15 protein-coding genes, 1 tRNA gene and 1 pseudogene are annotated in these 18,301 nt (G+C 42.6%); 8 read left to right on the top strand and 9 right to left on the bottom strand.

The features are described from left to right. Positions 1 to 182 precede the first annotated feature (182 nt). Positions 183 to 548, bottom strand: coding sequence for a recombinase family protein (locus F6J94_RS08125; RefSeq protein ID WP_075895665.1), 366 nt, complete (start codon positions 546 to 548; stop codon positions 183 to 185). A 210-nt stretch (positions 549 to 758) separates the two neighbouring features. Here F6J94_RS08125 and trxA point away from each other — a divergent pair, with 210 nt between their 5' ends. Continuing rightward, positions 759 to 1,079 (top strand): thioredoxin, encoded by a 321-nt coding sequence (gene trxA, locus F6J94_RS08120; protein WP_075895667.1) that lies wholly within the window; start codon positions 759 to 761, stop codon positions 1,077 to 1,079. 100 nt (positions 1,080 to 1,179) lie between these two features. Continuing rightward, complete coding sequence (locus F6J94_RS34180; RefSeq protein ID WP_365940302.1) at positions 1,180 to 1,506, top strand: hypothetical protein; 327 nt, start codon at positions 1,180 to 1,182, stop codon at positions 1,504 to 1,506. Positions 1,507 to 1,627: 121 nt separating this feature from the next. Here the strand turns inward: F6J94_RS34180 and F6J94_RS08110 are convergent, their stop codons facing one another. After that, a complete protein-coding gene (locus tag F6J94_RS08110; protein WP_293038895.1) occupies positions 1,628 to 2,449 on the bottom strand; it encodes a hypothetical protein in 822 nt (273 codons plus the stop codon). Continuing rightward, on the bottom strand, positions 2,428 to 3,510 hold the full coding sequence (locus F6J94_RS08105) for a serine/threonine-protein kinase (RefSeq protein ID WP_293038893.1): 1,083 nt from the start codon (positions 3,508 to 3,510) through the stop codon (positions 2,428 to 2,430). Before F6J94_RS08105 ends, F6J94_RS08110 begins: the two co-directional genes overlap by 22 nt. Before the next feature lie 482 nt (positions 3,511 to 3,992). Here F6J94_RS08105 and F6J94_RS08100 point away from each other — a divergent pair, with 482 nt between their 5' ends. Both F6J94_RS08100 and F6J94_RS08095 read left to right on the top strand, forming a co-directional pair. Next, complete coding sequence (locus F6J94_RS08100; RefSeq protein WP_293038891.1) at positions 3,993 to 4,910, top strand: TIGR04168 family protein; 918 nt, start codon at positions 3,993 to 3,995, stop codon at positions 4,908 to 4,910. A gap of 68 nt (positions 4,911 to 4,978) precedes the next feature. Next, positions 4,979 to 5,063 (top strand) — tRNA-Ser (locus F6J94_RS08095). A gap of 216 nt (positions 5,064 to 5,279) precedes the next feature. Here F6J94_RS08095 and F6J94_RS08090 read toward each other — a convergent pair. Next, positions 5,280 to 5,834, bottom strand: coding sequence for a Dps family protein (locus tag F6J94_RS08090; RefSeq protein ID WP_293038888.1), 555 nt, complete (start codon positions 5,832 to 5,834; stop codon positions 5,280 to 5,282). A 314-nt stretch (positions 5,835 to 6,148) separates the two neighbouring features. Between F6J94_RS08090 and F6J94_RS08085 the strand changes: the two genes are divergently transcribed. Then, a complete protein-coding gene (locus F6J94_RS08085) occupies positions 6,149 to 6,712 on the top strand; it encodes a (2Fe-2S) ferredoxin domain-containing protein (RefSeq protein ID WP_293026418.1) in 564 nt (187 codons plus the stop codon). Here the strand turns inward: F6J94_RS08085 and F6J94_RS08080 are convergent. After that, positions 6,709 to 7,098 carry a nuclear transport factor 2 family protein gene (locus F6J94_RS08080; protein ID WP_293026420.1) on the bottom strand — a complete coding sequence of 130 codons (390 nt, stop codon included), beginning with the start codon at positions 7,096 to 7,098 and terminating at the stop codon, positions 6,709 to 6,711. The two genes, F6J94_RS08085 and F6J94_RS08080, sit on opposite strands and share 4 nt — an antisense overlap. Positions 7,099 to 7,488: 390 nt before the next feature. On the opposite strand from F6J94_RS08080, the gene F6J94_RS08075 reads away from it, so the two are divergent. From F6J94_RS08075 to F6J94_RS08065, 3 genes are all read left to right on the top strand, one after another. Beyond that, complete coding sequence (locus F6J94_RS08075) at positions 7,489 to 8,352, top strand: Tab2/Atab2 family RNA-binding protein (protein WP_293038885.1); 864 nt, start codon at positions 7,489 to 7,491, stop codon at positions 8,350 to 8,352. A 214-nt stretch (positions 8,353 to 8,566) separates the two neighbouring features. Further along, positions 8,567 to 9,901 (top strand): TldD/PmbA family protein, encoded by a 1,335-nt coding sequence (locus F6J94_RS08070; RefSeq protein WP_293038917.1) that lies wholly within the window; start codon positions 8,567 to 8,569, stop codon positions 9,899 to 9,901. Positions 9,902 to 9,988: 87 nt separating this feature from the next. Beyond that, on the top strand, positions 9,989 to 12,619 hold the full coding sequence (locus F6J94_RS08065) for a chloride channel protein (protein ID WP_293038883.1): 2,631 nt from the start codon (positions 9,989 to 9,991) through the stop codon (positions 12,617 to 12,619). Between the two features lie 227 nt (positions 12,620 to 12,846). On the opposite strand, the gene F6J94_RS08060 is transcribed toward F6J94_RS08065, so the two are convergent. The 4 genes and pseudogenes from F6J94_RS08060 to F6J94_RS08045 form a co-directional block, all read right to left on the bottom strand. Next, positions 12,847 to 14,781: an effector-associated domain EAD1-containing protein gene (locus F6J94_RS08060; RefSeq protein ID WP_293038880.1), complete on the bottom strand. Its 1,935-nt coding sequence runs from the start codon at positions 14,779 to 14,781 to the stop codon at positions 12,847 to 12,849. Between the two features lie 224 nt (positions 14,782 to 15,005). Beyond that, the gene (locus F6J94_RS08055) at positions 15,006 to 15,266 is read right to left on the bottom strand and encodes a hypothetical protein (RefSeq protein ID WP_293038877.1); all 261 of its coding nucleotides are present in this window, start codon (positions 15,264 to 15,266) and stop codon (positions 15,006 to 15,008) included. 321 nt (positions 15,267 to 15,587) lie between these two features. Beyond that, positions 15,588 to 15,731, bottom strand: a pseudogene (locus F6J94_RS08050) (translation initiation factor IF-2 N-terminal domain-containing protein); the annotation flags it as partial. A gap of 1,103 nt (positions 15,732 to 16,834) precedes the next feature. Further along, a partial coding sequence (locus F6J94_RS08045) for a hypothetical protein (RefSeq protein WP_293038875.1) occupies positions 16,835 to 18,301 on the bottom strand: 1,467 nt, incomplete at its 5' end.

Here is an 18,301-nt window from a genome sequence, read left to right as displayed (position 1 = left end):
CCAGGGATACTGGGACTTTAACCATTTGGGCTTAGGGGCAAATAATTAGGCATTGCTGACCTAGCTTGGCAATTGTCCGATGGGATTGTCCTATGGAATTGTCCGATCAGCTTCCCTGGCTTATCTAACGTTCTGTTTAAGGTATTATAACTACTTTACCAGCTTGGAGCTTACTGATTTACTTACTGATTTAAGTTCCCTTGACTGGGTTTTTGAGGCAAAGTAGACACCCTAGGGGTTCTACCGTATAGCCGGTCTAAAACCCGCTTAACCGAGATCCGTTTCCACTGCTGACCACGCTTGGTTGTATAGCCATGCTGATTGAGCCAGTTAGCGATTTGTTGTAATGACTTGCCCGATTTATGGTGACGGCGAATTAACTCAATTACATGCTGTTCTTGGGGATCATCCACCAACTCACCATTTAGGGCCCGTTGACCGAAGGCCGGTGAACCATAACCTGCATAGCCACCCATAGTTGCCTTCGCTTGTCTACCTTGGTTTAGCCTTTCGATCAGGCTATCCCATTCCAATTTCTCAGCAGCCATAACTTAATGCATCAAGCAACTTCATAACAACCATGGTAAACCAAACTATAGCCTTAGCCATCCTGGTTATTACAGCTATTACAACCGATTAACCGCCCTTCTTTATTAAAGGAAGATAAAAGGGGTAACCATGTTGAGTGTTATTGACTTTTTACCCTTTACCGTTGACTATTAGTTTGTGGTAGTTTTTCAAAATTTAAGGAATATATCATGAGTACAGTTGCTTACATCAAAGACAGTGAATTTAAGTCAGTTTTAACCTCTGAAGTTCCAGTCGTCGTTGATTTTACAGCCCCTTGGTGTGGGCCATGTCGTAAAATTGCTCCTTTAATGGATAAACTGGCTGAAGACTACAAAGATCGGGTTAAGGTCGTAAAAATCGATATTGATGCCGACAAAGCTACTGCCAAAAATTACAGTATTCGTAGTATTCCTGCTGTGCTGATTTTTAAGGGCGGTGAGGTGGTAGAAACTATTGTAGGAATTGCTCCCTATGATAAATTTACTGCCGCACTTGAACAGCAACTTTAGGTTTAATTAAAAACATAAAAATAAAAAAAATTTCTGAATTATGAGTTTAATTCTGACTTATTTCCTTCAAGCAATGACATCTAAATGAGGAGAATCGGCAATGGAGACAACTCAATCAGTCCGATGTCCCAACTGTGGTAATATGGCTCAACGTCACTACTTAATCGGTTCTCAAGCATCACATTATGCTTGTGCTGGAGACCAGGTCACCAAAACTGAATGCCCAGGTTGTGACTATTTAATGGTAATCTGTTCTGTGAGCGGTAATGTGATTGAAGCTTACGCACCAGGTAGACAAGTTATGGCTAATTCGGACAAATTTACCGAAGTAGTGCAGGGAGAAAGTCCTGCTCTTATAGAAGTAGGGATTAATCGCCGCAACAGGTTAGTGGCTAGTAGAAAATATCAATTAACTACTGTAGGGTAAAACAGGTAAGCTATCAGCTAATAGCTGATAGCTTATGGCAAAAGGGGACTGGGCTCTATATTTTTTATATGATTTCAATAATAGACAGTTGAAAGGCACAACAGCTGAAAGGCACAACAGCTTATCGAGTATACTGCTGAATTTTGGCTTGAGCTCTGGGATAGACGGAGGTACCTTCAGGAATCTGTTTCAAATAATCCAAAGCCTTAGTGTAGTTTTTTAAAACAGCTTGGTTATAAGCCATCTTTGAAAGATACTTAGCCCTCATTTCCTGCTTAGCGGTATAGTCAACAATTTTTTCCTGAGCCTTAGGATAGGCATCGGTATGTTTAGGAATTTTTTTCAAATATACCAATGCATTGGTAAAGTCTTGCTGAGCGGCTCGATTGTAAGCCTGCTGAAGAAGAAAGTTCGCTTTGATGTTTCGCTTTTGAGTGTACTCCGGAACTTTTTCTTCAATTGTAGCGTAGGCTTTTGTTCCCTTTGGGATTTGTTTAAATGTGTTGAGTGCACCAGTAAAGTCTCTCTCGATAGCCTGGTTATAAGCTTGCTCTAGTAACTGGTAAGCTTCCTTCTCAAGATTGGCTTGAGCTTGGCTGACCATAGGTTGTATTTGCTGTTGCCAGAAGACAATATTAGGAATCTGACTAGCCTGCTCAACTACTTCTAGCCATTTCTGTTGCTCAAAGGCGGTTTTGATCTGGGGGAATAGGGCTTTGGCATCTTGCCAATCTTTTTTCCACTGAGCGATCGCACTTTGAGCATCTTGATAGTTTTCACTATCTTCGGGTATCGATTTTACCAGCTTCAGCGCTGCGTCTAAATCCCCTTCCTGGTACTTTTGCTCAGCCTGTGCTAGCTTAGTTTCTGCCTGGTTGCCACCCGATGAGAACAAGTAGCCTCCAGCTACTACTAACAAGGCTACAGATGCGGAAACTCCCATGGCGGTGAGATTAAGTCCACTAGACCTTCTGGTAGGAATAGTAGGCACAGAGGGATAATAAATGTCTTCTGTTTCCTCTGCTTCTCTGTTTCCTCTGTTTCCTGTGTTGGAAGAGTCTCTGGTTCAATTGGCTCACGCAGAGTATCGTCAGTTTTTAGTTTGTAGGGGTTTGGGGATGTTGGTGGTGCTGAAGACATTGGTAAGTTTATAGATGGTTTAGAACTAGTTAAGGAATCGAGTGCCTCCAAAATCTGATCAGCAGACTGGTAACGGTCTTTGAAGTAATAGCGCACCATCTGCTGAATAATGGCAGCGAAATCTTTAGTGACTGTGGCGTAGTCCTGCCAAAGGGCTTCTCCGGTTAATGGGTCTTCTTCTAGCTGTATGGGTTTGAGTCCTGTGAGTGCCTCAATGCCAATCATCCCTACAGCATATAGGTCACTACAGGGACGAGGTTTACCCAGAACCTGCTCTGTTGGTATATACCCGAATGCGCCCAAGGCCGCTATGGCACTAAATTGAACACCAACTAATGGTGTGCGCACCTGCTTAATACCGCTAAAGTCAGTTAAAACTAATTTGCTATCCTCTGATCGTCTGATTAGATTGTCTGGCTTGATATCACCATGAATCACCCCTTGGCGATGGACAAATGCCAAAATCTCTAAAACCTCTTGTAGCAGATTGATTACTCTGCTTTCACTCCAGGGTTGATTGAGTTCCTCACTCAGGGGTCGTCCAGGGATGAAATCTTGAACTATGTAGAAGCTATGGTCAATTTCTAGACAATCTAAAATTTTGGCAACTTGGTCATGCTGACAGATAATCTCCAAAATTTTAGTTTCACGATGAAATATATCTTTTGCAGCTTGCCAGGAGTCAGGGTCATCAGTAACAGGACGGAATTGTCTAACAATACATTCGGGATTTCTGGGTCGGTAAGTGTCTAGCGCAATACAAGTTTGACCCCAGCTCACACGGTTAAGGATTTCAATAACTTGATAACGTCCATTGATTAACTGTTCTGGTCCTGCTCCTGGGCTAAACGCTAATCTAGACATACGCTTCTTACTAACCGCTTACGTTGATGTTTGCTGTGAAAGTGTTGATGGTGCTTCCATCGCAAGGAGAGCAATAGGCCGAAGGTGCCGAAGAATGGAAGAATGGAAGAATAAAGTATTTCTGATCTCCGTGATCTGAGCTATCTCCCGTATCTGGCCGTCAGACTAGATACTATTGAGCAGATTAAACAGGCCTTAGGGGGGGACAGATAGTAGAGACGGTAGAATTTGCCAAGAGTTTCAGATCAGCCATCACGAATGCCTCAGATCCGTTAGAGACTCCTCAATAAAAGTCACACTTAATGTATTCTTCAGCCATCAGCTACTCGATCCGGATGGTCAGAAACAAGCTCTGTGCAAAGGGCTGATGGGATAATGGTATGATGGGATAATTGGGTGATATGTAGTATTGTTTTTTCGATTTAATATTGCTGTTTGCCCTTTTGCCTTTATCCTGGAGAAGGGGCGATAGTAACACAAGCATGACGATTCATCAAAAACAATCAATCCAAATTGCCGTTGTTGGAGACATTCATCAACTGTGGGAACCGGAAGATGCTATAGCTCTTGAGCAGTTGGGTGTGGATCTAGTCTTATTTGTCGGGGATTTCGGCAATGAGGCGGTGGATATAGTCCAGATGATTGCTGCTATTGACCTACCCAAGGCAGTGATTATGGGAAACCATGATGCTTGGTATACTGCTTCGGAATGGGGAAGGAAAAAGTCTCCTTATGACCATGAAGTAGAAGATAGGGTACAGCAACAGTTGGACTTACTGGGGTCAACCCATGTGGGTTATGGTTACCTTGACTTCCCAGATTTGAATCTCTCTGTAGTTGGTGCTCGCCCTTACAGTTGGGGTGGGCAAACTTGGCGCAATAAGAAGTTTTACAGGGAACAGTATGGAATTAATAGCTTTTCTGAATCAGTGGACCGCATTCTAGCAGCAGTCCGTAGTGCGGCTTACGAAACGGTAATCTTAATCGGTCATAATGGTCCGACGGGACTAGGTGATCAAGCAGAAGCTCCCTGTGGTAAAGACTGGTATCCTGCTGGTGGTGATCATGGGGACCCGGATTTGGAAGATGCGATCGCAAAAACCTATTCCTTGGGTAAAAACATTCCCTTAGTCACCTTTGGTCATATGCACCACATCCTAAAGCACACCAAAGACCGACTACGAACCATGATTGTTACTAGTCCGGAAGGGACTGTATATTTAAATGCAGCCAGTGTCCCTCGAATTATCGAAACCGATACAGACCGATTGCGGAATTTTTCGATAGTGTCTCTCAAAGGCGGTATAGTGGATCAAGTCTCCCTGGTCTGGGTGGGTAAGGATTACTCAGTGGTATCTGAAGAATTGCTTTACCAGGCTTCTGAAGCGTTGCTGGTATAAAACAAAGTTTTTAACTGGCTAGAAATAGTCGCCATCCGAGCCCACGGATTGTTAATATAGATTTGCCTGGAGAGGTGGCAGAGTGGTCGATTGCACTCGACTTGAAATCGAGCGAGCCGAAAGGCTCCGGGAGTTCGAATCTCCCCCTCTCCGTTTTATATTTTATATTTGTTAACAGTTGAGACTTGAGGGTTGACGGTCAACCCTCAAATTTTTTTTCTTGATGCAAAGGGCGAGTCAGAAAGTAGGTTTAAGTTCATGTAGGGTGGGCAGTGCATCAGACAGATAATGAAGCTTGCAAAGCACGTTGGTAGGCACTGCCCACCCTACGATTCATGACAATGGTGCAAGATCTCAGTTCACGTAGGTTTAGTTTGCTCCATTGCCCATAAATCCCATTACTAGGCTGTCCGGAGCCAGGAAATGACTCAAATGATAAGCTCGCTCTTCAGTCTTGAGCAAGATTTTCTCATAGAGATAGCGGGTGGCTCGATCGCCCAGGCTTTCTGCTTGAGCGGCTTGACTGCGTACTAACTGAATGATTGACTGCTCAGCTGCCAAGTCATGCTCTACCATCTGGCGAGAGTTATAAACTCCATCAGATTCAGGAGTGAAGCAGCACAATTCAGCTAATTTGGCAAAACTAGCGGCTGGAATTCCTCCTAGTCCATTCAAACGCTCTCCTAAGTCATGGACATGATCTTGAGCATCGTCGTAGCTTTCTTCAAAGAACTTATGCAAGGAGTAAAACTCTGCTCCTTCCACAACAAAGTGGTGTTTTTGATATTGCAGGTACAACCCTTGGAAGCTGGCTAAAGCAATGTTTAATCCTTCACAAACTGGGGTGGTAACGTTTTTTTCCAGCAAAATTGGATTGTCAGCAATTTCACCAAAGGAGCGTAGTAGACCCTGAGTTGTAGACATAATAGTGTTCTCCTATCGTTTTCATTAAGTGTAGCTTATTGCCAGGCTTTTATGTAGGCTAACACATATCATTTTATTTAACCTAGACTCTCAAAGGTCCCTAATAACACAATTTTTAACTTCTTCAGAACCTCTGTTGACGATAATTTGTGATAGATTAGTTGAGAGATATTTTCTATTAGTCACGACTCCGTGAACGGGATTTGTCTTGGTTAAATCGGATTAAACCCAGCACATTGCCAAGATTCAGTCCACAAAAATGGCCATTTTTAAGGTTGATTAAAGAAAAACAGTTTTCCTAGAGGTAAATAACTATGTCTAAGTTGAAAGAGCCAGTCTCAGAGTTTAGTGTAGTAGGACAGTTATTAGACTTTGTCATTAAGGATGGCTATAAAATCAAGTACTTAAGAATTACTGTTTCAGATATCGAATATTGGATTAAGTTATCTAAACCTCTCAGAGAGAACTTAGATCCAGCCATTATCCCTGGGGCGTGGATTGAGGTGAGTGGCACCAGTAAACTAAAGCTCAAAACTGGAAAACTTAAACTGAAAGCCTATGAGGTGAACCTTGCTGCTCCCCCCCACCAGCAGCCAACAACTGTTTTGGTTCCCAAAACTCCCACCCGCAAAGCGAGCATTTTAGTTTGTCAGAAATCCAGTTGTCGGAAACGGGGGGGTCAAGCGGTCTGTAATGCGATCGCATCGAGTTTAAAGGACCATGGTTTAGAAGACCAAGTCAAGATTAAAGAAACTGGCTGCCTCAAACAGTGCAAACATGGCCCTAACCTAGTGATGATGCCAGACAAAGCTCGCTACAGCCAAGTGGCTCCCCAGCAAATTCCCACCCTGATCGAACGACACTTTGTCGGAAGTTAGCTCATCAGTGGACTTCCGTGATGATGCACCAAATACCAAGAGCCAGCCATAAGCTCAAACATATTGGTTGCTATGGATTCTGCCTCAATCCTTCTACCCTTGCTCACTTGCAACACTTTTTCTAGCACAACAACGTAGGCAATAGTTTCCCTGACTTCAGTAGCAATAATCTCTGGTTCAATTTCCAGGTATTGGGTATTCTTGAATATCATTTCCCAAGATGAGCTAATCTCCCGCCAACCTTTGATTACATCACGTCCGGGGTGAATACAAAGACTACCAGTGCCTTGAGACCAGACCTTACTCATGGCTTCAATGTCCTTTTTCTCAAAAGCTCTATAAAACGCTGTGTTGGCGGCTAATACGTCTGTGCGATCGCTACTCATAGTTTTTTGTTGAGTTTCACAATTGTGAATAGCTTTAATTATATATAGTTAAATCGAATTAATCACATCTAAGCAGTCAGTGGTCAGCCGTCAGCCGTCAGCCGTCAGCCGTCAGCCGTCAGCCGTCAGCCGTCAGCCGTCAGCCGTCAGCCGTTGGCACCTCAAGTATCGTGGCACAGGCTTCGACGCTGTGACCTAACCCATAGCGCATAAGCTGTTCAAGTACCGTGCGCTATGGGCATAAACTCATAGCTAATAGCTGACCGCTGATAGCTGATAGCTGATAGCTGATAGCTGATAGCTGAAAGCTGAAAGCTGATTGCTGATTGCTTACGGATTGCGCTCTTGGAGCCGTATCATAAATATGGGTGAGATTATGTTAATGGTGGCATGGAAACAATTTGGGAACTCGATTTTTACTCCCGCCCAATTTTGGACGAAAATCAGAAGAAACTTTGGGAAGTCTTAATTTGCGAGAGTCCTTTGGACATCAATCTCTCACCTGAGACACTGTTTCAATACGCCAGTTGGTGTCCCAACCAGCAGGTGAATTCAATTTGGTTGGGGCAGGCTTTGGCAGATGCGATCGCAAAAGCTCAACAGCCACCAACCAAGATTCGCTTCTTTCGGCGTCAGATGAACAATATGATTACCAAAGCCTGTAATGAGCTGAATATTCCAGCTCAACCCAGCCGTCGCACCTATGCTTTGGAGCGATGGTTAAAACAAAGGATACAGGACTTTTATCCCAATCAACCGGGCTATGACCCCGCAGCCGCTGCTTCCTCATTTGTCCGTTATCAATCCCCCATCCCGAAACCATTACCCGATGCCTTGCAGGGACAGAAGTGGGCAGTTGTAAGTCTACAAGCCGCTGCCTTTGAGGAAATGAATGAGTGGGAGATTGACTTTGGTGAAGCTTTCCCGGTCTCGATCATGGACATTGCCCCAGAAACGCCCATTCCCGGTCTGATTATATTTTCCCAACGAGCTAAACCCCTAGCGGCATGGATGTCAGGTTTGGAGCTATCCTTTGTCAGACTTGACACTAGCGATGATACGCCAAAGTTCTTACTGGAAACTGGTGCCAATGATAGCTGGATTATCGCTAACCTGACCAAACCCCAAATTCTGGCAGAGGCAAAAAGCTTTGAAGAAGCAAAGCAGAAAGCTAATCTTGTCCATTTTCTGGCCGTACAATCGAGTCCAACCTCAGAACGGTTTGCCGGATTTTGGCTATGCCGGGAGTTATAAGACAAGGCAAAAGGCAACAGGCAAAAGGCAAAAGGCAAAAGGCAGAAGGCAGAAGGCAGAAGGCAGAAGCTAAAAATAAATTGTGAGTAATTTTTCTTACCTACTCCCTACTCCCTACTCCCTACTCCCTACTCCCTACTCCCTACTCCCTACTCCCTACTCCCTACTCCCTACTCCCTACTCCCTACTCCCTACTCCCTATTCCCTTTGCTATATGAGTGCTGAAACTATACCCCAAGAGCTGCAAGCTGAACAACTGTTAGACTTAGCAGCTAAATCAGGAGCGACTAGTGCAGAGGTTTATCAGTCGCGGACGCTTTCTCGTCCTGTGTTTTTTGAAGCTAATCGGCTCAAACAAATCGAAAGTAGTCAATCGGAAGGGACAGCGCTACGGTTATGGCGAGACGGACGTCCGGGACTAGCAGTGGGCTATGGAGCAGTGGCAGCCCAAGATTTAGTAGACCGGGCAATGGCCATGACTGCACTCAATGAACCGGAATCCATAGAACTGGCTGATGGTCCTAGCGCTAACTATTCCGACTCACCAGAAACTATACCGATAGAAGAACTAGTAGCAATCGGCTCGGATGCGATCGCATTAATTCGCGATGCCTACCCAGAAGTATTGTGTACCGCTGAGTGGGAATGGGAGTCAGAAACCACTAGCCTAATTAACTCCGAAGGATTACATTGCTCTTACACTGACACAATCCTCAGTTATTTCCTGGGGGTTGAATGGGTTAGGGGTGAAGACTTTTTAAGTGTCGGTGATGGTACAGAAATTCGATTAAGCCCATCTGAGCCCAAGGAAACCCTAAACACTAACAAAGTCCTAGAGCAAATTTTACAACGCCTCAACTGGGCAACGGAAAATGTCTCTACTCCGAGTGGTCGTGTGCCAATTTTGTTGACGTCTAAAGCAGCGGATTTGCTATGGGGCACTGTGGAAGCAGCCTTAAATGGAAAACGGGTACTTGAAAAAGCGACCCCCTGGAGTGATAGTCTAGGTCAGGTGGTTACCTCAAAAAACCTGACCCTGTTTCAACAACCCAATCCTGAATTTCCCTACAGTTGCCCCTTTGATGATGAAGGCACCCCTACCCAATCCCTAGTATTTATCAGTGAAGGGCAATTGCAACAGTTTTTTTGCGATCGCACTACCGGTCGCTTACTGGGAACTGGCACAACAGGCAATGGATTTCGCCCTAGCCTAGGCAGCTACCCAACCCCTGATCTAGTCAACTTACTGATTAAACCAGGCCAAGGGTCACTCAATGACTTAATTCGACAATTAGACCAAGGATTAGTCATAGACCAGATTCTCGGCGGTAGTGCTGGCATCTCCGGTGACTTTTCCGTCAATGTTGAGTTAGGGTATCGAGTCCAACAAGGCAATATTATTGGTAGAGTCAAAGACACCATGGTAGCTGGGAATGTCTACAATACCCTTAAACAGTTAGTAGTACTAGGTGATGATGCTGACTGGCAGGATAGCATCTATACACCCTCTCTAATTGTGGAAGGACTATCGGTAACCTCTAGTCATTAGTGGGTTAGTTGTAACTAGAGAAATTATCCTGGTATTTAGAAAGTACCTAGGAATAATCACTAATGAAAATTAACCCATGATCAATCAATGATCAATCCCATTACCCAATGGCTGATCCCCAAAAGAAGTCTTGCCCTTGCCGAAGCCTGTCTGATTGGATTGGTCTCAGGACTCTCAGCAGTATTACTCAAACACAGTATTGGCTGGTTAGGGAGTTGGCGGCTTCAAGCATCTGTGATCCTACCCCCTAGCTTTGCCCTACCTGCTTTTGGACTCTGCTTAGGATTACTGTGCGGATTCCTGATTGAGTTTCTAGCATCAGAGGCAACAGGTAGTGGCGTACCTCAGATTAAAGGTGCCCTTGCTCGGTTTCCTATCGCGATGAATTTACGGGTGGCTGCGGTCAAGTTGGTCAGTACGATCCTATCTCTGGCGGCGGGAATGACCATGGGACGGCAAGGCCCAACGGTTCATATTGGAGCAGCTTTGGCAGCTCAATTGACTCGTTGGGTACCCACCTCTCCTGATCACCGACGTCAAATGATTGCTGCTGGGGCTGGGGCTGGATTAGCCGCTGGGTTTAATGCTCCCCTGGCTAGTGTAGCCTTTATCTTTGAGGAACTGTTACCAGATTTATCTAGTATAACTCTGGGTAGTGCTATTATAGCATCCTTTATTGGTGCGGTGGTTTCCCGGCTCTTGGGTGGAGGTACCCTAGAGCTGAATCGGGAACTAAGCAACTTTGACCACACCAGCTTTTCCGCTCTTGAGATTCCCTTCTATTTATTGTTGGGGGTGTTGGCTGGATTGCTAGCAGCTTTGTTTAATCAGGGAATTCTCTCCAGTCTGAATTTTTACGACCGCCTCAAGCTCAGCTTACCATTGCGGATTGGTATAGCTGGGATGCTTGGTGGATGTATTGTAGCACTGCTACCGGATCAGTTCCATAACAACAGTGGTTTGCGGGAGTTGTTGATCACTGATGATATCGGCTGGAAATTTACCAGTCTCGCTTTTGTGGTCTACTTCTTACTGACCATAATTGCCTATGGTTCTGGAGCACCAGGGGGGTTGTTTCATCCCTCCCTAGTTTTGGGTTCCGCATTAGGCTATTTAGTCGGCATCGGTCAGTATCACCTGCTCGGATTAGGTGTTCCGATTACCTACGCCTTGGCAGGGATGGGAGCATTTTTTAGTGCCGTTTCCAAGGTACCGATCACAGCCATTGTGATCGTGTTTGAGATGACAACGGACTTTGATTTAGTCCTACCGTTAATGATCACCTGTGTGGTTTCCTACCTAGTTGCTGATCAATTAGCAAAAGGGTCTCTCTATCAACGTTTGTTGGAGAGGAAAGGCTACAGCTTGCCTCAAGTAAAGGTGGATAAAAGAACCTTAGCTGGTTTGAAAGCATCTGACATTATGCAGCGCCGGGTAGAAACCCTAGGGAGTCAGATGACCTTAGATCAAGCCATTCAGACCTTTAGTAACTCTAGTCATCGCGGCTTTCCAGTAGTTGCTCAGGGTAAATTGGTCGGGATAATTACTCAAGAAGATATTGCCAAGAACCGAGACCGACTGCCTGGGAATACCCCTATAAAAGAGGTGATGACTCCACAACCGATAACAGTTAGACACAATGACACCTTAAGCCACGTTCTCTACATTCTTAATCGTTATAAACTCAATCGGTTACCTGTTCTAGAAAACAGGAAGTTAGTTGGAATTATTACCTTTAGTGATATTATTCGTGCTGAAGCTAACCAACTCAGTGGGGAAAAAGAGCAACTAGGACCAAGTCCTGATCCGTCCTATGGCGTCTATTATACTCGCGCTCCAGCTACCGGCAGTGGACGGATGTTGGTTCCCCTAGCTAATCCCCAATCAGCACCAGTATTGTTGGAAATAGCTACTGCTATTGGCCAGGTACACGACTATGAACTTGAGTGTTTGCAGGTAATACCTATCTCCCGTAGCAGTAGTCCTGCTCAGACAGCAGTTGATACTACTAAAAGTCGCAGATTGCTAAGGAAAGCGGAAAGGCTAGGGCGACGGAGGGAAATCCCAGTTCACACTCAAATCCGGGCATCCCACGATACCGCTCAAGCAATTTTAGAAACCATCAAACAACGACATATTAATATGATTTTGATGGGATGGAAAGGAGGACCATCTAATAGTCCTAATCAGATTTTTGGTAATATTATCGATACCTTAATTCGACAAGCTCCTTGTGATTTAGTCTTGTTGAAATTACCCCAAGGCCAGGAAGTAGTAGATGATGTTAAATCTGCTAACTACAGTCCACTAGCTAAGACCTGGAAGCGTTGGTTAATCCCCATTGCTGGTGGACCCAATTCCAGGCGTGCCCTACAATTAATTCCGATACTAGCAACCCTTGCTAAAGCAGAGCAAATCGTAGTAACTCAGGTTTTTAACCCTCAAGCTGGGGAACCTGTAATGACTAGCTTGGAAAAAGCTACCTATTTCCTCAAACAGCAACTCAAAGGTATTAGTAATGTGGTATCAATTCCGATCCGTTCCTATTCTGTTTCTGATGCTTTAATTCGTTTAGCCAAGGCTCAAAAGCATGATGTAGTGGTGATAGGAGCTAGTCGAGAGGGATTATTGGAGCAGGCGATCCATGGCAATATTCCAGAAGCGATCGCACGGGGTGTTGATAGTACTGTGATTTTAGTTAGGGAAGCGCTTCATTAATTAGGGAATCGGGAATCGGGAATCGGGAATCGGGAATCGGGGTAAGGATTCAGCTCTAGGACTCATGAGGTACAGTCTTCTTTGACGTTGATTCCCTGTTTTAATGCAGCGCATCGCTATTCTATCTTCTCTATTCCCCTCCTGGGAGGGGTTAGGGGTGGGTTCCTGCTCCCTGCTCCCTGTTCCCTAAAATCTAGAAATTGTGTACCTCACAAGTCATAGAATTGCTATATTTGTGATTGCTGCCATTCTTCCAGAGCACCAATCACAAAACTAGCTGCTGGATGACTGAGCAATTGTTCAAAAGCGTTTACAGCACCTACCCTTAACACCCTGGCTCTCAAAGTGGGGTTGTTTTCAATTTGTTGTACTACCTCAGTAGCTAGTGCTATTTTCCCTCTAGTTGTGTCGATAGGATAGGACTTTTCTAACTCTTCCAGTAGCTGTTGAATCTCTGCAGCAATGTCTGAAACTTTAGGATATAATTTTTTCCTTACAGCTTGTAACTCTCGGTTACCAGGATTCTGCTTATAGGCAGCTTCAACTAACTTCTCTAAATTACCAGTTGACTCAAAAAATTGAATTAACTTAAAAACAATTTCCTTCAAATATTCTCCTCTTGCGATGGTATTTAAATTACTATTTAATTCGTAAATAACCATCATTTCTAACTTAGTTTTGCTTGGAAAAGCACTAATAATAGCATGTATTAACTGCTGGTAATCAGCACCAGATAGTCTATTGATAGCATTAGATAACTCATTATCGTTACCGTCTGGTTCATCTTGAGAGTTTGTATTCAATTGGAAACGGCTAATATCCTCAGCAGTAGCGTGTCTCACTTGAATGTAATGCCCCATCCATTCAGCCCCATCCAGCTCTTTTATAGATGCAGTTGCCTGATCAATTTCTGCCATTTCTAAAAGAGCCTTTGCTGTATTAGAGTCAGTCTTTAAATCAACCTTTACAACTTGTCCATACTCTGACCATACTTCTGCAATATCTTCTTTGGTAACTTCAGAAGATAAGTTTTCTATATAAACAAATCGTTCACTATTAAAATCATTATTCTCGACATTTACTATTTGTTCTTGTTCATCTTCACTGGTTGTATCGACTAAATTATCGATAAATGGTAATGCTCTGGGCTTCCAGGTTGTCTCCCTTACCATCTTCAAAATTTTTGGCAAACGCTCCTTAAGCTTTTGTTTTATTTCCTTACTATTACAAGCCTCAACTACATCATATCCACGCAATAATGATGGTAAGTCTCGTTCACTTTTAACCAAAATTACTCTAGGAATATTAGACTCAAATAATTTGTCTAAAGCCAGGCTCATGCCAATTGCAATAAAAGTTTCTGCCGAAGTATTTGGTAAAATTCGGTATAGGGCAAAGGGAGTAGAACGTACGGTTTGACAATGACTACATAGCAGGTATTGATAACCATCAACAAGAGATAGTTCATCCAGATAATTAAAAGTTAAATTACTATAGCGATTAAAAATATTTTCAAATACTCCCCGAATTTCCTCACATTCTGATTGGTGATAGCGAGGATGATTTTTATCAAAACCGTCAGAAATATGACAGGCGATTTTTTCTTGTCCCCATTTTTGCTCCCAAGGATGTTTGTCTCTAAAAGAGCAGACTTGATTACCAAATATGCAGAAACGGTTTAGCCAATCCCGGTCAGGGGGAACATCAATCCACTTTGGTAATTGAGCGTCTAAAGCCTTTGTTAGGGTGAAACTACCAGCAAATTCAAGTATTTTTATACTTTGTAAGCATTTAGGTAATTGTAATTCTTTATTACTAGTATGACGTAGCAAAAGAGTAGGACGATTAAGGGCAATGGCAATGCCTAATTCTAGGTAAACATTGCGTGGAAGCTGCCAATTACCATCTCTATCTTCCAAGCTTGATATGTCGTAAATTCCAAAACGTGAATTAGCGATTAACTCAACAACTTTATCCCGCAGAGTTTGGGTGGGTGTAAACTGGTCAGCAGCATACCACGGCTCTAAGTTAAACTTTGGTAAAATTTCCTTACAGGCCCTTTGGAGGTCTGCGCACCATTCAGCCCCAAGGGAATGTCCTATGAAGCACTTTTGGCGCTCGTAGTTTTTGTATTTAGGGTGAAGACCACCAGTATCCCACATAAATTATAATTATAAAATCTACACGTACTCTTGATACAAAAAAATAACTTTAGTTTCACATTTAATTATTTTATATTATCTTAAAATCATGTATTGGTATCATAATTATTTAAATTTTAGATAAGTTTAGTTTTAAATTTTGCCATGCATGTTATTGGTTTTGGTTTGTAGTAATATCACTAGCTAGGTAATAAATGTAAATTTAAATCGGGAATATCCTAATTTTAATTTTGTATATCCACAATTTCTCGCCAATCTAATTTCAATGAATTACATATTCTTTTAAAGGAATCAAGTTGAACTGGCTTACGATTAAAAAATTTGGTCATGGTAGAACGACCAATAAACTGAGACTTAGCCAAATTACTTTTAGATTCAAACCCTAGCCTGATCATAGCTTCTTGCGCTTTAACTATACCTTGTGGAGAGGCTATGACAGTTAGTTTTTTATTCGACGAAGCTCTACTTGTAGTCTCTTTACCCATATCTTTTTCGACTAAAGGAGATTTATCATTTTATTCTAATATTCCTGCAATTTCTCGCCAATCTAATTGCAGTGCTTGACATATCCTTTTAAAGGAATCAATTTTAATTGGCTTGAACTGAAAAAACTTCACAACTGTACTCCGACCTAATAATGTAGATCGTGCAAAATTTGATTTTGAAGTAAATCCTAGCCTGATTAAAGCTTTTTCCGCTTTATCTATACCTTGTGCTGACGCAGAAATTGTTATCTGTCGCGCTCTATAATTAGCTCGAGCTTCTTCTGCTTGCTCACTTGCTTGAACATCTTTGTTGACAGCATAACGAATACGATTAGCATCGAATTCTGTAATTGTGCTACTATGACTTTTTACCGAGATATTAAGCTGGTCGCAAATTGCTAAAATTTCCTTATTCTTTAAATTTAAATCCCTAGAAAGCTCATATACTCTAACTTTTCTATTATTCCTTCCCCTATTACTTGAATAAGGTTGAGCATCTTCACTGGTTGTATCGACTAAATTATCGATAAATGGTAATGCTCTGGGCTTCCAGGTTGTCTCCCTTACCTTCTTAATAACTGCTGGCATAAACTTGCGTAATTGCTGTTTTTTATCCTTATCACTTTTAGCTACCACTACCTCATAACCAGATAATAAAGAAGGAACATAACGTAAATCTTCTGTTATCAAAATTTTAGGTATTTTATATCCAAATTGTTTGTCTAAAGCAAGACTCATACCAATGGCAATAAACGCCTCTGGTGGTGTTTTTGAGGTAATGCGATGAATAGCAAAGGGGGATGAGCGAACTTTCTGGCAATGAGTACATAACAGAAAGCTATAGCCTTTTTCCAGGGAAAGGGCATCCAAATAACTATAAGTCACATCATTGAAACGCTCTAAGACATCCTCAACAATTTTTCGAAAATCTGGGCCGGAACTATCTGCTCCATCCCCAATACTACAACTTAAGTTGTTTTGCCCTAACTGTTTAGCCTGTGGATGTGTCTCACGGTATTCGCACACTCTGTCCCCAAAAATGCAATGGCGATTCCACCAAGCCTTTTCCGGTAACTTGTTTACCCATTCTGGTAAGTTTTCGCGCAAAACTTTTTTCAGGCTATATGCGCCGCTAAACTCTAAAATCTGTTCCCTAAGACACTGCAAGCACTTTGGTAATTCTAAACCTGGTTCTTTGTTACTACCATGACGTAGCAATAGGGTAGGACGATTTAGTGCGATCGCCATCCCTAATTCAATAAAAACATTGCGGGGCATTTGCCACGGACTTTTATCATCCGCACGCCAGTAAGAAAGGTCATAGATACCATATCGGGCATTAGCTATAAGTTCTATCGCTTTTTGGTCTAGGGGAACATCTGAAACAAAATGTTGACGAGCATAGTCTGGTTCTAAGTTAAACTTAGGTTTGGACAACACCTGCTCACAAGCACGCAAAAGGTCAGCAGACCAATCAGCCTGTTCGCTGTAAGCAATAAAGCACTTTTGTCGGTCATAAGTTTGGTATTGTGGACGAAGCTTACCGATATCGTGATCTTGTTCATCATTCATTGCTTGTCCCCCTCCTGTAAATCTTTCAGGTGTGCTTGGGCTAAACCTTGGATATCTGCACGATGTTGCCCCATAAAGGTATCGAAAAATTTCCTAACTACTTCATTTAATACGGTGGCGTAAGACTTTGTATTCGATTTTTTTTCTAGTAAATCTATGAGTTGCTGGTCTAAATTTTGCTCTTTCATTTGTTGGCTAAATTGGAGTTCTCTATCCAGACCTATGATCAAGTTAGGCATTTCCAGTTTCTCTGATACGCCCTCCCATAAATAACTCAGGAGATAGTGTTCAAATTTTTGACCAATATCTCGACAGATATCGACATTATCTGGTAAAAACTTGATGGAGATGTTTAGGTTATCTAGTTTAGCAAGCAATAACTCAGCTAACTGATCGGGCATCAGTTCCACTAACTTAGTTAGCTGGAATAGGTGGCTTGGGCTATCTGTTGACTTTAACCCCAAATCAATAATACGATTTTCATCTAAATTGCGTTCATTTAACCAAGTTTTTATCTGTTTAACCCGCTCGTTACCTGTGGCATCATTATTATGCCAAATAAGCAGCGGCAAATCGCAACCAACCACGCACTGCACTATTGTTTCCCGCAGTGCATCTAATTGTGGTGGATTGCGTAGCAAAGCCATATCCATGCGGCATAGCCAATCATTGTCCATGATCACAGGCTCTAGTTCTGGTACTTGGATGTAAAGAATTTTATTAACGTGATGTTGGCTGAAAAGCTTACGGGAAATACGTTCAGCCAAAGCCAAAAAATAGCCTTCAGGATGCTGAGGAAGAGCTAAGGTGGCCACTGCTGGACGCGCTACCCTTTGGGTCAAAACAGTATTGCTACTTTGGTAGTTAATGATATACGTTCGCAGACGACTCAGTGCATCAGGAGTTTCTAGCCATTTAGAGAGAATCGGATCTTGATTTAGTTTTGTCTTTAATTTTTCTAAAAGCTGATCGAAAACAAATCGCTCACTATTTTTGAGATTAGTTAAAATATCATCTAAAGCTTTAAAAATTGCTTCTTTTAATTGTAGTTCTTCCTCTTCCTGTGCTTGCTTAAATGCTTTTAGCAAACGGTCTAGCACCTCACCCATTACTTGCTTAAATGGTAAGTGATTAATTTCAGTCTTGCTAAATTCAATAGGTTCAACATTAGGACAGATCAGGTGCAGGAAGAAGATAGCAGGAGTATCTTCATCTAAACCATAAGCATCAAGCAACTCGCGCAATCCAACAACTGCTTTGTCTGGTTGGATTGGTGTATAAAGTCGGCGACGTCGAAAAGGGTCATCGTAGGTTGGAGTAAAATTAATAGCTGTCTCTATTTCTCGGGAGCCTTCTTGTAAAGCAACTACAGCTGCTTCAATTACAAAAGGTAGGCTAGGTTCATCTCCTTTATCTGTAGCAATTTCATAAAATACTTTACCATTAACATAAAAAGTAGTAGA

The sequence above is a fragment of the Moorena sp. SIO1F2 genome, assembly GCF_010672755.1.
Taxonomy (GTDB): Bacteria; Cyanobacteriota; Cyanobacteriia; order Cyanobacteriales; family Coleofasciculaceae; genus Moorena.
Note: the sequence above shows the minus strand (reverse complement) of the source record. Positions and strands in the feature narration are given on the sequence as shown.